The following is a 15,511-nucleotide window of genomic DNA, read 5'->3' on the forward strand; positions in this document are numbered from 1 at the left end:
TACTGCAGGTGCCTGTCACTTGTCGGATTTTGTCGATAATTAAAATCCGTACTCTTCGTCTTTTGCTTGGCGAATTTTTCCGTACGTTTCTGTTAATACAACGGTATCTTCTACTAATCGATCGATACGGAAGATCACATCTTCATTCGTAATCTCTTTTCGATAAAAGTCCTTTTCCTCAATAAACACATACGTTTGAACAATTTGTGCTTTCATATAAGATAAAATGGGTTTCAACTGCTGTTCTACGATTAAAAAATGCTTTGGTGATCCTGCAGTAACAAGCATACTAACTACTTTATCTTGAAATGCTTTTTCTGGAAGTAAATCAAATATATTTTTTAAAGTAGCAGGGATTGATGCTTGAAAAATAGGGGTTCCTATTATAATCGCATCCGCATCCATAATAGTTTGTGCTACATATCCCGTATCCCCGTCATATTCCAAATAATTACGTCCATCACTAAATTGGACATCATATTCAGCTAAATCAATTAAGGTAACATCAACATCCGGATAGTTCTCCTTGATTGAATTAACTGTATAGTTCATCGCAGTTCTTGTTTTAGATCCGACCTTTGATCCGGACAATCCAACAATCTTCATCTATTCTCCCCCCTAGTCTATGGCTGTATGTTTTTTTATTGCTGGCAGAATTTCTGTTCCAATTAATTCAATATTCTTCTTTAATTTGTCAAACGAAACACCACCAAAATCCATTTGGGCAATATAACGCTGGTGCCCAAACTGTTCATGTTGATAAAGTATTTTTTCAATAATCTGCTGTGGACTACCTATATTCATTACATCACGAGGGTCTGCTCCTTGTGCAAAATGCTGCTTTGGAAACCCACGTCCGTTTGTAAGCTTCATTCCTTCGTTAATATAAGGATATGTTTCGCGCTGTGCCTGTTGAGTCGTTTCTGCAGCATAGAAAAAACCTGCTGTCGAAACAGGGAATTCCGCTGGATCAAACCCACGCTGTCTTAAGGCTTCTCGGTACGCATCAATGGAACGTTTAAACACCGAAACTGGTCCACCTAAGTGAGCTAGATACATTGGAACACCAGCATACCCCGCTTTGATCGCAGAAGCAGGTGTCCCTCCAACTGCACGCCAGATAGGTAATGAACCATTTTTCGGGCGTGGTAGAACTTTGGCATTATTTAATGGAGCTCGATATTGTCCACTCCAATTAATAACTTCTTCTTCGTTTATTTTTAAGAGCAAGTCAAACTTTTCTTCGAATAATTCTTCGTAATCGTGAACATCATAGCCTAGTAAATCAAACAACCCTATTCTAGATGCACGTCCTGCAACTATTTCCGCTCGTCCGTTAGATATTAAGTCAATCGTAGCAAAATCTTCATAAACACGAACAGGATCTGAAGTGCTTATAATGGTTGATGAACTGGAAACTTTTATTTTTTCAGTCGCCTGTGCAATTGCTGCTAGTACGACACTATGTGCCTGAGTTGTAAAATAATCCTGGTGGCTTTCTCCAACACTAAAAAAATCAATTCCTGCTTGCTCTGCTAACTGAGCTAACTCAATAATTTCCTTTAAACGCTGCTGCGCAGAAATACGCTCCCCTGTATTTGGGTCAGGTATATGATCTCCTAATGTATAAAGTCCAAATTCAAGACCTTTACTCGGATCAATACGGTATTTTTCCATAACGATTTACACCCTTCTTTCTAAAATATAACTATTAATTTATATCATTATTATTTACTTTTTCATGTGTAATGCTATTATAGAACATAATAATAAATCACATAAGTACGCACTTTTATGAACCATAGTATACAAAAAGATACTATAGGAGGGAATACAATGAAAATAGAGCCGGAATTATGCCGTGTAGAGGATGCCTTAGGAATATTAGTAGGCAAATGGAAACCAATTATTTTACTTCATTTATTAAAGGAGGGCACGCAGCGATTTAGTGAATTAAAAAGGAGTATGCCCGGAATTACCCAGAAAATGCTAACCAAACAATTACGAGAATTAGAAAGCGAGGATATTATTGAACGAGTAGTATATCCTCAAGTTCCCCCAAAGGTAGAATACTCCATTACAGAATATGGTCGTAGCCTGCAACCCATCTTAGAAATGATGCATGAGTGGGGAACAAAACATACATTACACAAAATGGAAAAATTGAAAAACAAAGAGAACACTCTTTAATATTTGCCTAGAATAAGAGGATAATAACAATAACACTAAAAAAACACTTTTTTCATAAATCTTCAGTTTTTTACAACACTCGATATAAATAGTGTATACTAGTCATATAGGAACGTACGTTTCAGAAAAAAGGGGGAGAATAATGAAGAAAGCGCTTTTAGTTATTGATGTTCAAAATGACATGTTTCAAGAAGAAAATGCAGTACACAATGGAGAAAGATTGCTGCAAAATCTAAAAGATTTAATAGCTCAAGCACGTTCTAGTCAGACACCAGTAGCTTAACGGAAAATAGCATAAAATCCTATGAGAATCTATTTAATGTATTTGGTGACTGGGTTAAAGAACAAGGAATTGAGCATACACAAGATTTATCTACTCAAGTGATAAAGTCGTTCTTACGAGAATTTATGGAAAAAGGGAATAAACCCAAGACCATTAACTCTAAAATAAAGTTGTTACGAGCATGGACTAGGTGGATGCTTGAGGAAGAGATAATTGACAAGGATATTTGTAAAGGTAATAAACTTGTACGTGAGGAAGACATTCAACTGGCACTTAGACATTTAAGAAGAAAGAAACGTCGTGAAGATAGTTTTTATTTTATTCGAAACTACACTATTATGATGACTCTTATTGGTACTGGATTAAGGATAAATGAGTTAGTTAGTCTAGATTGGAATGATATAGATTTCACTGTAACAATCAGGAAAAGTAAGAGCCGAAAGCAAGGGTCAGTTCCTCTTTCAGAAACACTAGCTAAAGAGTTAAGTTCTTGGAAAGAATATGTCGATAACAAATATAATGAAAAGCCTACTGCTGTATTTGTTAATCGTATGGGACAAAGGCTTACTAAGAATGGTGTACAGTTATTTATTAAGCGATTAAAGCGGGATTTAGGGATTGAAGGAGACTTTTCTCCCCATGCTATGAGAAATGTGTTTATTAAACGCATATTGATGAATAAAGCTAATCTAAGAGAAATACAGTTATTAGCGAGACATTCAAAGATTGATGTTACTAGGCAATATATTGGCTATTTTCAGTATGAGTTGAAAAAAGTATTGGATGAACATGACCCACTAAGAGGGTTAGTTTAGATATACCTTTTATCGAAAAAGTAGGGTTGTAGTAGTTATTGCGGTGGAAAAACCTAAAAAACTGACTTCCTTATTATTAAAGGAAGTCAGTTACCTACCACAACACCTTTTATATTTCTTCCCGCTATCACAAGGACACATATCATTTCGACCAATCTTCTTAGTAGAAGGTTTTATTCTACTAGATTTTTCAAAAGGATTTTTACGTATTATATAATCCTTGAATGCAATCCTGTTAGAATGTTCACTTAACATCAGGAGTTGTTGTGGTTCTTCAACTAAGTTAGAAAAATAAGGTTTAACTGCAAAAGGTAATTTTAAATATTCTATAAGTTCCATAGAACTAGGCTTTTCATTATATAAACTTTCAACGTTGATTACGGTATGTTCCTCACCATGAACTTCAATTTGCTCAAAATTAGGGTCTAGGAAAAATCTCATAAAAACTGACGTATCAGTTATATAAACATCCCCTTCAGTTCTTCCAGTGAAGTCGAAAATATCAGTACAGACTATCTTTATAATATCATCTTTGGTAGGTGAGCTTGTAGGTAATTTAATATCCATGTATTTTTGTACCTTTTCGGGTTGATTAATTAGTATTTTTTCTCTTCTATTGACTTGTTCAACCCCATTTAAGATTTCTCTTTCTTTTTCATGGATTTCATATTCTGAATAGGGACGAGTTAGACATTTCATTTCAATTAACAATATTTTGTCACCCATAACACCTATCATGTCATATTCTACTTGTTTTTGGTCGTAAGCTATAAACTTAACCTTTGTGTTATTAACCTTAAAAAATGGAGCAAAATTCATAATTGAAATTAATTTATTCTCTAAATTAGTTCCTTTAGATGAAAGTTGTATCTTAAAAGCGTTTAAATGTTTTTCTACTATTCTTTCTAAATTCATTTGTTCTATTAGATGAGGACAAAACACAACCTGATTATCACCAACGTAAATAAGCGGTTGGGAGAAAATGTCTAAGCTTTTCTTCATAAACTTAGGCTTAAATATAAATAACTCAATTAACTCATTTGCCTTTTCTATTTCAATATCATAATTTTTAATAAACCCCTCAACAAAGTAATTAATATCAAAAACAGGAGTTAAGAAAGAAAAATCAGAGTCGTTAAAATAACGAGAAGAGTTATTGCTATAGGCAAACCCTATGGATAATAGATAACTAAAACAATTATACAAGTTGGATAGAGAAATAGTCTTGGAGTGACCAATTCTTATTGTTAGAAATCTATCTCCTAATTTATCTTTCATTTTCTCAATAGACGAGTTTATCCTTGGTTTAAAGATTTGATAACATAAATTAAGTAACTTAGAGTCCACGCTAAATACTTCTTCAGGTTTATTGACCGAGAACTTGATGTTATTTTGAACCTCTTCTACAGCTGTGTTGGCAATTTTAAAATCGAGATTAGTTATAAAATCTAAAAATTCCTTATACCTGTACCTTAGAATGGCAGCTTTTTAAAGTTTAAAATTGTAATCATTTCTTGGTACATAGTAAAAAACGTTACCACCTTGGGATTTATAACGTAAAAAATTCCAATCCCTATACTTTATCTTTTCCCACAAAATATCGAGCGTTTGCTTATGAGAGGTTAAATGCATAATCATTTCTAAACTCGGAATAAGATAAGGTGATACATCAGAGTATGTATTGTGTAATTGCCCATCAATTTTCCCTTTTGAATTATAATGAAGCAATCTAATTAAAGTATCAAATAAATCAATAATCGCTTCAAGATTATCACTAACTGAGTGTTTTTTACCATCCTCCGTTACTACCTCTTCTAAGCCTGTAAGGTATTTTTTTTGATTCATTTTGTCTTTAAGATTTCTGTGTGCATACATAGCTTGACTCTCTATAAATGTACAATACATCTGGACTTGCTTTTTAAATGGAATTTCCAAAAATTCGTTTTTTAATAGTAATTCGTTATTTTCTTTTATAGCTTGATAGATAATATTAATCGAATTTATCAAACTTGTAGATTCTTTAACGAAATTATTATATTTCTCTTCCATGCTATTTTCTTCTATAACCTTAAATGCAGTAATAAACACCCTATTCATAAACTGAATATCTTTTTCCTTAACTCCTAAGGTAATCGGTTCAAATAATACTTCACTGAGGAGTATGTTTCTAATGAAAGATTCACTATCTTCAAGGTATAATAACATTAACTGTTGTACAGATTTTGTTAAATCGTGTTTTATTAGATTAGTTTTCAAAGATTCATAACTCGTTTCCAACACGTTACACCTTCTTCATAATATGGTGTAGCTATTATAGCATACTAAAATCTAATAATTACCAATTAAGGGGGTATAGAGATATGGAAGTTAGCAAAGCAAAGTTCTTGGAACTAGTACAGAGTGGACGAGAAGATAACTGTTGGGATTTTAAAAAAGAGATGTCAATAAAGCCAAAAGAAAAATTTAATGAATTGATAAAAGATATTCTGGCTTTCTCTAATTCAAAGGGTGGGTATTTATTATTAGGCGTCGATAACAATGGCAATCTAACAGGAGTGGAAGAAGAGTTAGATGAAGCTAATTTAGGAGGTAAAATAGAATCTATATTGGGTTATGCTATTGATATTAAGTTATTATATTTTAATCATAACATTGATGATAACGAGATGAAACTGGGCATATTATCTATTCCAAAATCAGAGAAAATTCGAGTGTCACCTAAATCTTTAAATGGGAATAAGGGGATAATAGTAAGAGAAAATGCAATATATGTAAGGAGAAATACTAGAAGTGTAGAAGCTAACAGTGAAGACCTTGAAACAATAAAAAGTAAGATTAACTTAAAAGGAAGTTATAGATTTAAAGAACATGATTTACAAGTTATTAAGCGGAACCAAAGGCATTATGTTGGTATGCATAAGATTTTAGTTGACTATTTTAGGGACAATTTTTCGTTTAACTCGAATACATATTCTATGAAGCTAAATGAAATATTTAACTTCATTCCCTCTAAGTATAATAAACTTGAATTTGCGAGGATAGTGGGTATTGAGGAGACGAAAATAGATGACCATTTTGAAGGAAAATCATTTCCAACTTTAGAACAACTTTTACGTATAACGTTAATGTTTGATTTACCAAATGATTTTTTCTTTAGACCAACTATTTATTTAAGATATCCTATTTGGCAAAACCCATTGGTTAATTTCTCCATTGTAGATAAGGTAGATAATAAAGATTATCTTTTAAATATTAATGAAAAAGATTTTTTCTCGGATTACTTTAAGACCCTAGCAAAAGAAACTATTATTTTTACCAGATTTATTAGGAGGGACAGACCAAAAAGAGAAGAAATTTCATTAAAAGGTACCTTTGAACCTAGAGGAGAAAGAATTTTATTTAAGTTACTCGAAGACCTATCCGACGAAAAATTTGAAGAATACAGAGAACAGTTAAGTACTCAATTCTACAAAATTCTTGAAATGGTTCACGATGAAAATCACATTGATGCTCCTGAAGAGTTTCTTTATCATCTTATAGGTTTAGATAAATCACTCTTATGTAGGATAATTAACGAATCCACCAAAGAAATTAAAATAAATAAGGACTCTTATCACTTTTACTTTAATTTTATCGAAGAAATAAAAGGTTACTAGAAGTAATAAACAGCAAAGTATTTTAAAAAAGAAACCTTCTTTCTGGATAGACCACATAACAGTGTGTACTGCTGTCTAGAGGAGGGATAGTTTACATACTTAAGCTTCCCAGCAACTCCCCAAAAGTTATTAATACATTATCCTAGAAAACCTATAGTGTTTTTCAACGAGCTGAACACACACTAAATAAAACAATTATTCTATTTAAAGTTAAATAGATTAACGATAAAAATAGTAATATTGTACCAGATGTCATAATTTTAGTGGTAAAGTAGCTATAGCGTTTCTTTTAGGTGATATTACAGGAGCTATTGTTGGTTAGTAATTCCAAACGCAACATAATATAAATAGAAAAGAGGCTAACATGTGAAGGATTCAAAACAAATAGATAGAGTTTCAAGGTTAGGAGTAACTCTAACAATTCTAGGTGTTATATGGTACGTCCTTTTAAAGGCTTTAGACCTTTTATTAACCATTTTTTCGCAAAAGTTATATCTTAATAGTATTTATAGTTCAGAACACTTTATTGCGTTAGTCTTTGTTTGTGTGTTTGTATCAATCTTAGTAAGTGGAGTAAAGTATGTTTACTCTGAATTAAAGACCTTAAAGCAGTTTGACGATGAATCTTTATTTTTAGAAGCAAAAAAAGTAGCAAACAACAATTTTAACGATATATTTGTCATGTTGAAAGTTAACCTTACTTTAATCATTCTTTCAATTGTTTTTGTGATTATCTTGGAAACAACCCTTTTTAATTCTAATGTATTCTTAAAAGGTGTTTATGTCACTTTTGTTATAGCAATTATTATTCTTTTAATTATTAGAGATACCAGAAGAAATTTCATTGCATTTTCTAAGAAATTATACAGCTTTGTAAAATTAAGAATGAAACAGCTTAGTTCTTGGTTTTATATCTTATTTTTATTAATTATACTGGCATTTAGTTCAACCGTTCTATCTTCTAATTATGGACAAACAATAGAGGTTAATTTTCAAGATGAAAGTAGCCTACCTATTGATATAGAATTTACAAATTTTGAAATAGAAAATATAAAAATTTACCTTTTCGAATTAAAAGGTGATAATGGGGTTCTAATTAATGATATTACAATCCCTAGAAAGGACTTCTATGAAAGCTCTTATAGTGTACTTGAGACATCATCAAAGCATCTATTGAGTAGTAATGAAGACAAAGAGGCAATAGCATCCTTTGATTTCAGAAAACAACAAACTGTTTTAAGAAAAAGATTCGAACTAATAAATTATATTAGCTCACCTTTATATGACGGGAAATATCGAATTAAAATAGTGGTAGAGAACAAATATAACCTCGACTCAAAAAAATTCGAATTAGTAAATGACTTTCTCGTGGAAGGAAATAAATCTATATTTAATAAAAATGAGTTTGTCATAGAATTATAACATTATTGAGTTAAGTCCTGGCTAGCTCAAACTTGCTCTAATTCTTTAATTCGTTAACTAAATTTAAAGCAATCCCAACCAGATTCCCCTTGTATTGTAATAATAGATTATAAACTATTAAAATCTTTGATTATAGAGAATAATAAAAAGGGTTCTTAGTTCAGTACTTACTGCCGCGGACACGCTTCGCTTTGTCCTTGTCTACGAGTTGAAAGCAAGCTTTCAACTCGTCTATTTTTATTTCATAATTATTGATTTAAATCACTCTTCTCTTAAGAGATTTTTCAAAAACACCTTGATTTTATTGGGTTTTCAACACCCTCTTAGGCAACTGTTTTTCCTAGAATCACAAATGCCAGTCGCTAGGTGGTTCCGTAATGATTGCTTCTTTTGGAGCCTCTTCAAATACATCACTATTTAAGTATTGATTCAATAAACCTCTCATCCTACTGCTTGGTATATAGATTCTAATAGATAATTCATTTCGTATTCTACTTCTCCATACCCATTGAATTAACTCTGACAGAGCCCATGTATCTTGATCGATTTCATCCCCATACTGTTCGAAGAATTTCTTTTCGATAGGATTAAGAAACCTATTTACTAAATATGCTAGACACTCCCTATGACTATAATCATTTGTTGCACGTGAAGTCATGGGAACAAATCCTCCCACAAAACCCTTTGGAGACACTTTTTTCTATATTTTTTCTTTATCACCTTTCACAGTAGTCCACATAACATTGTTAACTTTCTCACCACAAATGTTACCTAAGTGATTTCTAGCATTATTTCTAAGCTTTATTATTAAATCCTTATTCTTAGTTTTATCAAACCAACTTTTAGACAATGCAAAAGTATTATCACCTATTTTATTCAGACTTCCACCATAAATATCTATTTTCTTTAACCTTTTCTTTGTTATAAGGTTTCCTATCCTTATATGGAATTAGGTAAAATCTCTTATTTTCACTAATAACAGATAGATACCTATATTTAATTCCGTGCAAGTCATAGTAAGCTTTTTGTATTTGCCCCTTGAATAGATACGTCAATATAAAGGTATTTTGAAATGATGAAAAAACCTCACACGGGAAATTCCAAATGAGTGCTGAATTATCACAGTACATGAAATTGTTAGTTAAAGCCTTTTGCTTTATCCATAATCTTTTTTTGACTCGTTCCATTTTATATATTTTAAACCAGTTTCTTTTTCATCTATTTAAATAGCTTCCGCTTCTAGCAGAAGAGTTAAATCACTTTTTCTTAATGGAACTTGTACAATAATATTTAATACTTCATCAAATATTAGAGTATAATTATTCACCCTTATCAACTCCAGGGTTTCAGCAGTTGCCATTTGAAACAATGCATGAGTTGTGCAAATATCTTTTCCTTCCCCTAATAACTTATGGACGTCGTCTAATTTGGTTTCTCCATTCCTTGCTAAGGGCTCAAAGGATTCTCTAGATGTAACGGAGTGCTTAACCCTCTTTACTTCTTCCAAGAAGGGTGTCACATATATGAATTGATGTGTGTCTCTATCCATTTCACTCACTCATTATTGTATTGCCCAAGATGTTTTTCCATATCCACAGGGCACGTCTACTACATTGATTGTTGAATTCATATTAGCATTTCTCCCTAAAAATATATTTTTTCTTTAACTCGTAAGAAATTACATTCTACTGTTGTTTAACTATCGACTTAGATGTTCCTTAGATAATCCTATACTGCTAGGAATGAATGTATAGAAGAACTATGTTTAACACATACTTAGTGCTTAGTAACATTATCATTCAATATTTATCCCACTTTTTTTACGTTTAAGTGATGTAATAACATAAAAAAAACCTAACAAAAGATTAGGAGTTAAAAATTCGACCTTCATAAATAAAATGCATTAAGGTAAATATAATACATTGTTTTAGCTAAATCATTATTGAGAAGAAAATATGGCTTTGTTATATACTCTATTTAGAATTGTAATTTGTGTGCAAATTTTCAAGAAAATGACATTTGATTAATTCGTATCGTAGAATTCCGCTTACGGATTTATGATTATAAGTGCTTACACGGAGCACAATCTGAGTAAAAGTAAAAATTCCTTTAAACCATCCCCTAGTTAGGTTAATTTACTTCTTATTAACTATTAAAAAGTAAAAAGACTACATTACTTTCTGTTATGTAGTCTTTTTAGGGAAAATTTATTCTTATATTAATACTAAACTGAGGTACCTTGTAACCCTTACCTTCCTAGTTAGCTGTTTCAAGTTGTTTTAAACACAATGATACAGCACTCTTGTAATAATCATACTCACGTTTAGTCACTGCAGAGCCTTGAACATTCTCATCTCCAGAATGGGATACTAAATTATTATTTCTTCTATCAAACATATTTCTTAATTTAATACAAATAAAATGTTCTATACTTTGTTTTTTTAAAAATACTTCAATAGAATTAGCATTGTAGTTCTGAGATTTTATTGTATCCAGCGAATAACAAATTGATTGGAATTCATTTACAAGATGGTTTAGGGCAACTGAATAATCTCCTCTCATTTCATTTAACACCCTAAGCTCCATCTGCTTTATAATTAAAGGGTTATTATTCAGTAAGTAATAAATATATTCCATGCTTAAATCAAAATATCCAGGATTTTTGTAATCAAATTCAGTTATCTTATAAAGCTCTAGGACTTCGTTAAAGTGTTTATCTTCGTATAGCTTTTGAAATAGCTTTTCATGATTAAAATTAAATTGACGTAACGCTTCAATTACGAGAAGTCTTGCATTAGATGTGGAAACATCCTTTGATAGCAAATAATTAATGTATTTCTCTTTTGTTTTGTCACTTTTCATCACTAAAATGGTTAATACCAAAGGACTTACACTTAACAAATCAAAGTTAAAATCCTCAAATATTGATTCAAGTTTTGTCTTATTTTCTCCCTTATTCAATAGATTTGAGATATCCTTATCAAAAATCTTGTGAAGAATGTATTGGTTAATCTCACTATTATTTCTTTCTAAATTAACCCCACCATTCTTAATTCGTTCTAATTCATCTATTATTTTTTCAATTATTACTTCATGACTTTCTTCCTCTTGGGTATTATCACCTGTATCAATCGGAACATCTAGAAATTCAATTACAGATTCATTCTTACTGTCCTTAAAAAATTCTTCTTTCTCGTTTGGACTTCCTAAATTATATATTTTTGTCTTATTGTTAATGTTAAGTTGAAAATCATAGAAAGCAATATCCTTTATTTTAGCTAAAATTTCAACAGCTTCTTTTATAGGTTGGCTATTATCAGAATTGTTATTAGGCTTAAAAGGAATATAAATATCATCTAAATATCTAATTATACTATACTCTTCATACTCGAGAGATTTCATTAGACTATCTATTCTCAAATCTAAAAAACAAAGATATAAATAACCAATAAATGAAGATATTATACTATTGTCTATTTGTGGTATTCCCTTTTTATTATCCATCAAGAACTTATAAAAGGTTTCTATTTCTTTTATCGTATTTTCATCAAAGTTATGCTCCAACTTGTCATTGGGTTTAATAGTATCTTGCAAGAATTTGAGTAACTTTTCTACTGGAAGGTTATCAAAATAATTCTGGATGTCTAATCTAATGACAATTGAATCGTTTTTATCTTTGGTATGGGTTGTAAGGTTATTTCTAAATTTTTTATACTCATTTTTGTAATAAATATTATTCTGGGTAAATTTTATACTGTTATTTTGATACCTAATATTCCCTCCATAAAATGTATTAATGGTTTCAATCTTTTTATAGTAGTTAAAAATGAAATCATCAGAAATCTTTAGTAGATACAAACCAATAGAATTATGTATCATATTTAACCCATAAGAAATAAAGGAAAAGTTTCGAATACTATATACATTCTTAGGTATAGCATATTTCTTAATAAAATATTCTTTATTTAAATCATAAAAAATATTATTACTTATCCTACTATTAAAATAACAATTTAAGGATACAAGTCTTCTTAATGATTTTTTTATATTATTAAAGTAGTTTATATTAAACGTTACAAAATGGGGGTTTTTCTTGCTCAACTTTATTGTTTCTTCTTGTAAATTATAACTATCCTTCCAAGTATTATAATCTATGAAATATCCTAATGAAGCTTTGTTTGTTTTCATAAATATCCCCCCAAGTTATTCCACTTTAATAATATAATACTGTATTTAAAATGGAAATAATAGGATAATTATAAGAAATACGAATAACAATCTACTATTTTCACTTATTCTTTAAAAATGAGGGCTCTAAAAAAGTTATGTTGACTATATTTATTGACCATATTACAATTAAGTAAGAAAATTTAATGTAAGATGGTCAATACGTCTTAAACTATTGTACATTACGGGGCATTAGCTCAGCTGGGAGAGCGTTGCACTGGCAGAAGAGCATTCAGTATGGAGTATAAGATTACTTTAGTTTCTGATGCACATAGCACATTTCATTCACGTGAAATAACAGCACAACAAATAATTAACCATCATAATCGCGTATTGCGTTTTTTTGCTAATGTTTCCCCAAGTAAAGATATTGAATTTATTAATTGACCACGAAGTAATGGACGTATAGTAAAGGATAATGGAAACGAATTTTTTTGAAAAAAATAGTGTTGATAGGATCAAGAGTTAAAAGATTGGATATTGTACTAGTTATGTTTTTATATTTGTTGAAATTGATGTCGCATAATGAATTCTGACAAAAGGCTAATCCCAAAGACTTACAAACAAGTAATTTTTGGATTGGCCTTGTTCTTAATCTTCTTTTGCTCAAGTACAATTAACGATATCCATCATTAAGAGTAAGAATCGGTAAATCTTCTTACAAATTCATTTTTTGTTAATGTTTATCTTACATCATTTAATAAGAAATAAACACGATTCCATTAAGAAAAGCACAATTGTTCAATTGAATTACCATTCCCTCAACCAAATCGCCTCATGAAATTCCTCTAATGCGTTTGCATTATAAAACTGTTCTAAACTAGCTCAAGAAAGCGTCCTAATTGAGATATTTTAAAATCAAATATGTACTTCTTTATTTGAATTAGTTCTTAAAGTTACAACGACACTAGCTATACTAACTAAAGATCCTAAAACTGCAATAACGCTTACCCCAACTTGATTAGAAAAAAGAAAACCAATTGGTATAACTCCTAAAAATGAAATAACTATGAACGCTTGATAAACTGCAGATACAACTCTCACTACACGACTAGTAAATAGCGATAAAATTAAAGGTGGTAAAAATAGAATTACTATCATCCCAATAGATAGCCACAAACCAATTGGTTCATCATATGAAATAGTGTTAGGACCTGTTGGATGTTTAGCAGCTAGTAAAACTGCTACAACAGCTAAAATTAAAGTTACAAATACCATAAAAAACCTTTTAAACATTTTAAAAAACATCCCCTTTTTTAAATATAAAATTCCTATGGATTGTATGTTCCGAATTCTAATCAATATAATCAACTATACTAGGCATCTTTCAAAATTATGAAACACCGTTAGTTGTTACTTTGATATTCCTTCCATCCTGAGTTTGGCGATAAAATAAGTAAAAACGACTAACAGAGATTGATCAACCTCTGTCTTCGATCTTCCACAATAGCCCTTTCATTGGACAAGTGCTTATTTTTCGGGCATGGTGAATGTCACAGAAATACCATTGCTTTCTTCAACTTTTGTAAATATCTCATTAACAATTTCTAATGCTCTTTCGTTTGATTCATACTTTCCCAAAGATTTACTCCAATCCAAATTCGAACTGCCAATAATCCCTTCTATATTTTTCCCCTTTACAGTAACTTCTTTTACATTTACCAAGCTTTGTTTATTTTGTGTAATGATCCATAACATAAAAATCAACCCTTTTCATTCATATTTATAATTACATCATGCAATACGTATTAGCTTTGATCAATGTTTCGAAAAAAAAACATTCAGATAAACCTATCTAAATGGGTAAAACGGTGTAACTATATTCTTAATTCCCTTCATAATTCCAAGGGACGACTATACCTATCCTAATCAACTTTTTCTTTCACAAAACTTTTGGCTAGTCTATTAAAATTAGTTTGTTATTTAGCTCTAAATCTCCGACAGTGAAAGCAATTTTTCTAGAAAACCATTTTTTAATTAGTAATCTGTCTCCAATAGCGTTTGTTTTGCCCCTTTTGTTGAAATCCCCTAGATTTGTAAAAGGGTATACCAAGTTCATTCCCTTCTTGTACAGATACATATTGTTCAGTAGCTCCCTTCTTTATATGTACCTTAGTAAAGGCATCTAGGAGTCTTCCACCAATCCCTTTATATCTGAACAATTCATCTACATAAAATACATAAATCTCACTAACACCTTGTTCAATCATAGCTCCTCCAATCGTTCCTACGACTTTCTCATCTACCAATGCTACGTGAGTGTATATACCTTTGACAATATCCTCCATAACTCGATTATGGTTATACCAATATTCTACATTTTTAAGCTGATATTCCTCGCTATAGATACCTTGGACTGTTTGCTGCCAACCTATTGAACAAATTCTACTAATTTCTTTTGTATGTTCTGGTGCTGCCTTAACTATTGAAGTATTAATGTTCAACACCTCCTAAACTAGTTATGGATTAGCTAATTCAAAAAATAGTACTACGATTCCTAAGAACACAAATTAATAAGTAATTTTTACCTTCTATTTAATTCATCTCAAGTTTTGTACTATCCAAATTTTATACCCATCTGGATCTGCTATAACCGCTTCTTTTACTCCCCATTCACGATTAATAGGTTCTTGTACAATTTCACCACCAGCTTTCTTAATTGAAGAAACTGCTGACTGTACATCATCCACCAATAACTCAATAACCATTCCCTTCTCAACAGGTTCAGGTTTATCAATAATGTGTAGCAATATCGTCGTTTGATTCTCATCAGATCCAATAGAAAAATATGCCATACTTTTATCTACAAATCCTCTATGTAACTGAAGTACATGATTGTAAAAATGCATGGATCTTTCTAAATCTTTTACTGGAACAATAACAGTATTAAGCCTTTCAATCTGAAAATCAGCCATAAA

Annotated in this window: 17 protein-coding genes and 1 pseudogene; 7 read left to right on the forward strand and 11 right to left on the reverse strand. The window is 30.8% G+C overall.

Annotated elements, in window-relative coordinates; all coding sequences use genetic code 11:
* Nucleotides 1-39 precede the first annotated feature (39 nt).
* Together GMD78_RS12995 and GMD78_RS13000 are read right to left on the reverse strand one after the other, a co-directional pair.
* The gene (locus GMD78_RS12995; RefSeq protein ID WP_155669246.1) at nt 40-606 is read right to left on the reverse strand and encodes an NADPH-dependent FMN reductase; all 567 of its coding nucleotides are present in this window, start codon (nt 604-606) and stop codon (nt 40-42) included.
* 12 nt (nt 607-618) lie between these two features.
* On the reverse strand, nt 619-1,677 hold the full coding sequence (locus GMD78_RS13000; RefSeq protein WP_155669247.1) for an LLM class flavin-dependent oxidoreductase: 1,059 nt from the start codon (nt 1,675-1,677) through the stop codon (nt 619-621).
* A gap of 159 nt (nt 1,678-1,836) precedes the next feature.
* Here GMD78_RS13000 and GMD78_RS13005 point away from each other — a divergent pair, with 159 nt between their 5' ends.
* The 4 genes and pseudogenes from GMD78_RS13005 (at nt 1,837) to GMD78_RS13015 (ending at nt 3,288) form a co-directional block, all read left to right on the forward strand.
* Nucleotides 1,837-2,190 carry a winged helix-turn-helix transcriptional regulator gene (locus tag GMD78_RS13005; RefSeq protein WP_155669248.1) on the forward strand — a complete coding sequence of 118 codons (354 nt, stop codon included), beginning with the start codon at nt 1,837-1,839 and terminating at the stop codon, nt 2,188-2,190.
* Between the two features lie 142 nt (nt 2,191-2,332).
* Nucleotides 2,333-2,473, forward strand: coding sequence for an isochorismatase family protein (locus GMD78_RS13010; protein ID WP_155669249.1), 141 nt, complete (start codon nt 2,333-2,335; stop codon nt 2,471-2,473).
* An 11-nt stretch (nt 2,474-2,484) separates the two neighbouring features.
* Nucleotides 2,485-2,619, forward strand: a pseudogene (locus GMD78_RS21980) (hypothetical protein); the annotation flags it as partial.
* Between the two features lie 48 nt (nt 2,620-2,667).
* Nucleotides 2,668-3,288, forward strand: a complete 621-nt coding sequence (locus GMD78_RS13015; RefSeq protein WP_196493812.1) for a tyrosine-type recombinase/integrase — start codon at nt 2,668-2,670, stop codon at nt 3,286-3,288.
* Nucleotides 3,289-3,378: 90 nt separating this feature from the next.
* On the opposite strand, the gene GMD78_RS21615 is transcribed toward GMD78_RS13015, so the two are convergent.
* Both GMD78_RS21615 and GMD78_RS13025 read right to left on the reverse strand, forming a co-directional pair.
* Nucleotides 3,379-4,566, reverse strand: a complete 1,188-nt coding sequence (locus GMD78_RS21615) for a YecA family protein (protein WP_246187659.1) — start codon at nt 4,564-4,566, stop codon at nt 3,379-3,381.
* Between the two features lie 210 nt (nt 4,567-4,776).
* Nucleotides 4,777-5,568 (reverse strand): hypothetical protein, encoded by a 792-nt coding sequence (locus tag GMD78_RS13025; RefSeq protein ID WP_196493813.1) that lies wholly within the window; start codon nt 5,566-5,568, stop codon nt 4,777-4,779.
* An 80-nt stretch (nt 5,569-5,648) separates the two neighbouring features.
* Between GMD78_RS13025 and GMD78_RS13030 the strand changes: the two genes are divergently transcribed.
* Both GMD78_RS13030 and GMD78_RS13035 read left to right on the forward strand, forming a co-directional pair.
* Nucleotides 5,649-6,944, forward strand: a complete 1,296-nt coding sequence (locus GMD78_RS13030) for an AlbA family DNA-binding domain-containing protein (protein ID WP_155669252.1) — start codon at nt 5,649-5,651, stop codon at nt 6,942-6,944.
* A 366-nt stretch (nt 6,945-7,310) separates the two neighbouring features.
* Nucleotides 7,311-8,366, forward strand: a complete 1,056-nt coding sequence (locus tag GMD78_RS13035; RefSeq protein WP_155669253.1) for a hypothetical protein — start codon at nt 7,311-7,313, stop codon at nt 8,364-8,366.
* A 346-nt stretch (nt 8,367-8,712) separates the two neighbouring features.
* Here the strand turns inward: GMD78_RS13035 and GMD78_RS13040 are convergent, their stop codons facing one another.
* From GMD78_RS13040 to GMD78_RS13050, 3 genes are all read right to left on the reverse strand, one after another.
* Nucleotides 8,713-9,024: a hypothetical protein gene (locus GMD78_RS13040; RefSeq protein WP_155669254.1), complete on the reverse strand. Its 312-nt coding sequence runs from the start codon at nt 9,022-9,024 to the stop codon at nt 8,713-8,715.
* Nucleotides 9,025-9,588: 564 nt separating this feature from the next.
* Nucleotides 9,589-9,915 carry a hypothetical protein gene (locus GMD78_RS13045; protein WP_155669255.1) on the reverse strand — a complete coding sequence of 109 codons (327 nt, stop codon included), beginning with the start codon at nt 9,913-9,915 and terminating at the stop codon, nt 9,589-9,591.
* Nucleotides 9,916-10,622: 707 nt separating this feature from the next.
* On the reverse strand, nt 10,623-12,554 hold the full coding sequence (locus GMD78_RS13050; protein ID WP_155669256.1) for an AbiA family abortive infection protein: 1,932 nt from the start codon (nt 12,552-12,554) through the stop codon (nt 10,623-10,625).
* 276 nt (nt 12,555-12,830) lie between these two features.
* Here GMD78_RS13050 and GMD78_RS13055 point away from each other — a divergent pair, with 276 nt between their 5' ends.
* Nucleotides 12,831-12,980 (forward strand): isochorismatase, encoded by a 150-nt coding sequence (locus GMD78_RS13055; RefSeq protein WP_155669257.1) that lies wholly within the window; start codon nt 12,831-12,833, stop codon nt 12,978-12,980.
* A gap of 471 nt (nt 12,981-13,451) precedes the next feature.
* On the opposite strand, the gene GMD78_RS13060 is transcribed toward GMD78_RS13055, so the two are convergent.
* The 4 genes from GMD78_RS13060 to GMD78_RS13075 all read right to left on the reverse strand — a co-directional run bounded on the left by GMD78_RS13060 (nt 13,452) and on the right by GMD78_RS13075 (nt 15,508).
* Entirely contained in the window at nt 13,452-13,829 is a 378-nt protein-coding gene (locus GMD78_RS13060; RefSeq protein WP_155669258.1) for a hypothetical protein, read from the reverse strand.
* A gap of 234 nt (nt 13,830-14,063) precedes the next feature.
* The gene (locus GMD78_RS13065; protein ID WP_155669259.1) at nt 14,064-14,291 is read right to left on the reverse strand and encodes a hypothetical protein; all 228 of its coding nucleotides are present in this window, start codon (nt 14,289-14,291) and stop codon (nt 14,064-14,066) included.
* Between the two features lie 275 nt (nt 14,292-14,566).
* Complete coding sequence (locus GMD78_RS13070; RefSeq protein ID WP_155669260.1) at nt 14,567-15,037, reverse strand: GNAT family N-acetyltransferase; 471 nt, start codon at nt 15,035-15,037, stop codon at nt 14,567-14,569.
* A gap of 96 nt (nt 15,038-15,133) precedes the next feature.
* Nucleotides 15,134-15,508: a VOC family protein gene (locus tag GMD78_RS13075; protein ID WP_155669261.1), complete on the reverse strand. Its 375-nt coding sequence runs from the start codon at nt 15,506-15,508 to the stop codon at nt 15,134-15,136.
* Nucleotides 15,509-15,511 lie beyond the last annotated feature (3 nt).

This window comes from Ornithinibacillus caprae (assembly GCF_009728145.1).
Classification (GTDB): Bacteria; Bacillota; Bacilli; order Bacillales; family Amphibacillaceae; genus Ornithinibacillus; species Ornithinibacillus caprae.

What these genes read in the sequence shown, in the direction of transcription:
- GMD78_RS12995 (WP_155669246.1), bottom strand. Translation starts at nt 606, where the DNA reads ATGAAGATTGTTGGATTGTCCGGATCAAAGGTCGGATCTAAAACAAGA.
- GMD78_RS13000 (WP_155669247.1), bottom strand. Translation starts at nt 1,677, where the DNA reads ATGGAAAAATACCGTATTGATCCGAGTAAAGGTCTTGAATTTGGACTT.
- GMD78_RS13005 (WP_155669248.1), top strand. Translation starts at nt 1,837, where the DNA reads ATGAAAATAGAGCCGGAATTATGCCGTGTAGAGGATGCCTTAGGAATA.
- GMD78_RS13010 (WP_155669249.1), top strand. Translation starts at nt 2,333, where the DNA reads ATGAAGAAAGCGCTTTTAGTTATTGATGTTCAAAATGACATGTTTCAA.
- GMD78_RS13015 (WP_196493812.1), top strand. Translation starts at nt 2,668, where the DNA reads ATGCTTGAGGAAGAGATAATTGACAAGGATATTTGTAAAGGTAATAAA.
- GMD78_RS21615 (WP_246187659.1), bottom strand. Translation starts at nt 4,566, where the DNA reads ATGAAAGATAAATTAGGAGATAGATTTCTAACAATAAGAATTGGTCAC.
- GMD78_RS13030 (WP_155669252.1), top strand. Translation starts at nt 5,649, where the DNA reads ATGGAAGTTAGCAAAGCAAAGTTCTTGGAACTAGTACAGAGTGGACGA.
- GMD78_RS13040 (WP_155669254.1), bottom strand. Translation starts at nt 9,024, where the DNA reads ATGACTTCACGTGCAACAAATGATTATAGTCATAGGGAGTGTCTAGCA.
- GMD78_RS13045 (WP_155669255.1), bottom strand. Translation starts at nt 9,915, where the DNA reads ATGGATAGAGACACACATCAATTCATATATGTGACACCCTTCTTGGAA.
- GMD78_RS13050 (WP_155669256.1), bottom strand. Translation starts at nt 12,554, where the DNA reads ATGAAAACAAACAAAGCTTCATTAGGATATTTCATAGATTATAATACT.
- GMD78_RS13055 (WP_155669257.1), top strand. Translation starts at nt 12,831, where the DNA reads ATGGAGTATAAGATTACTTTAGTTTCTGATGCACATAGCACATTTCAT.
- GMD78_RS13060 (WP_155669258.1), bottom strand. Translation starts at nt 13,829, where the DNA reads ATGTTTAAAAGGTTTTTTATGGTATTTGTAACTTTAATTTTAGCTGTT.
- GMD78_RS13065 (WP_155669259.1), bottom strand. Translation starts at nt 14,291, where the DNA reads ATGTTATGGATCATTACACAAAATAAACAAAGCTTGGTAAATGTAAAA.
- GMD78_RS13075 (WP_155669261.1), bottom strand. Translation starts at nt 15,508, where the DNA reads ATGGCTGATTTTCAGATTGAAAGGCTTAATACTGTTATTGTTCCAGTA.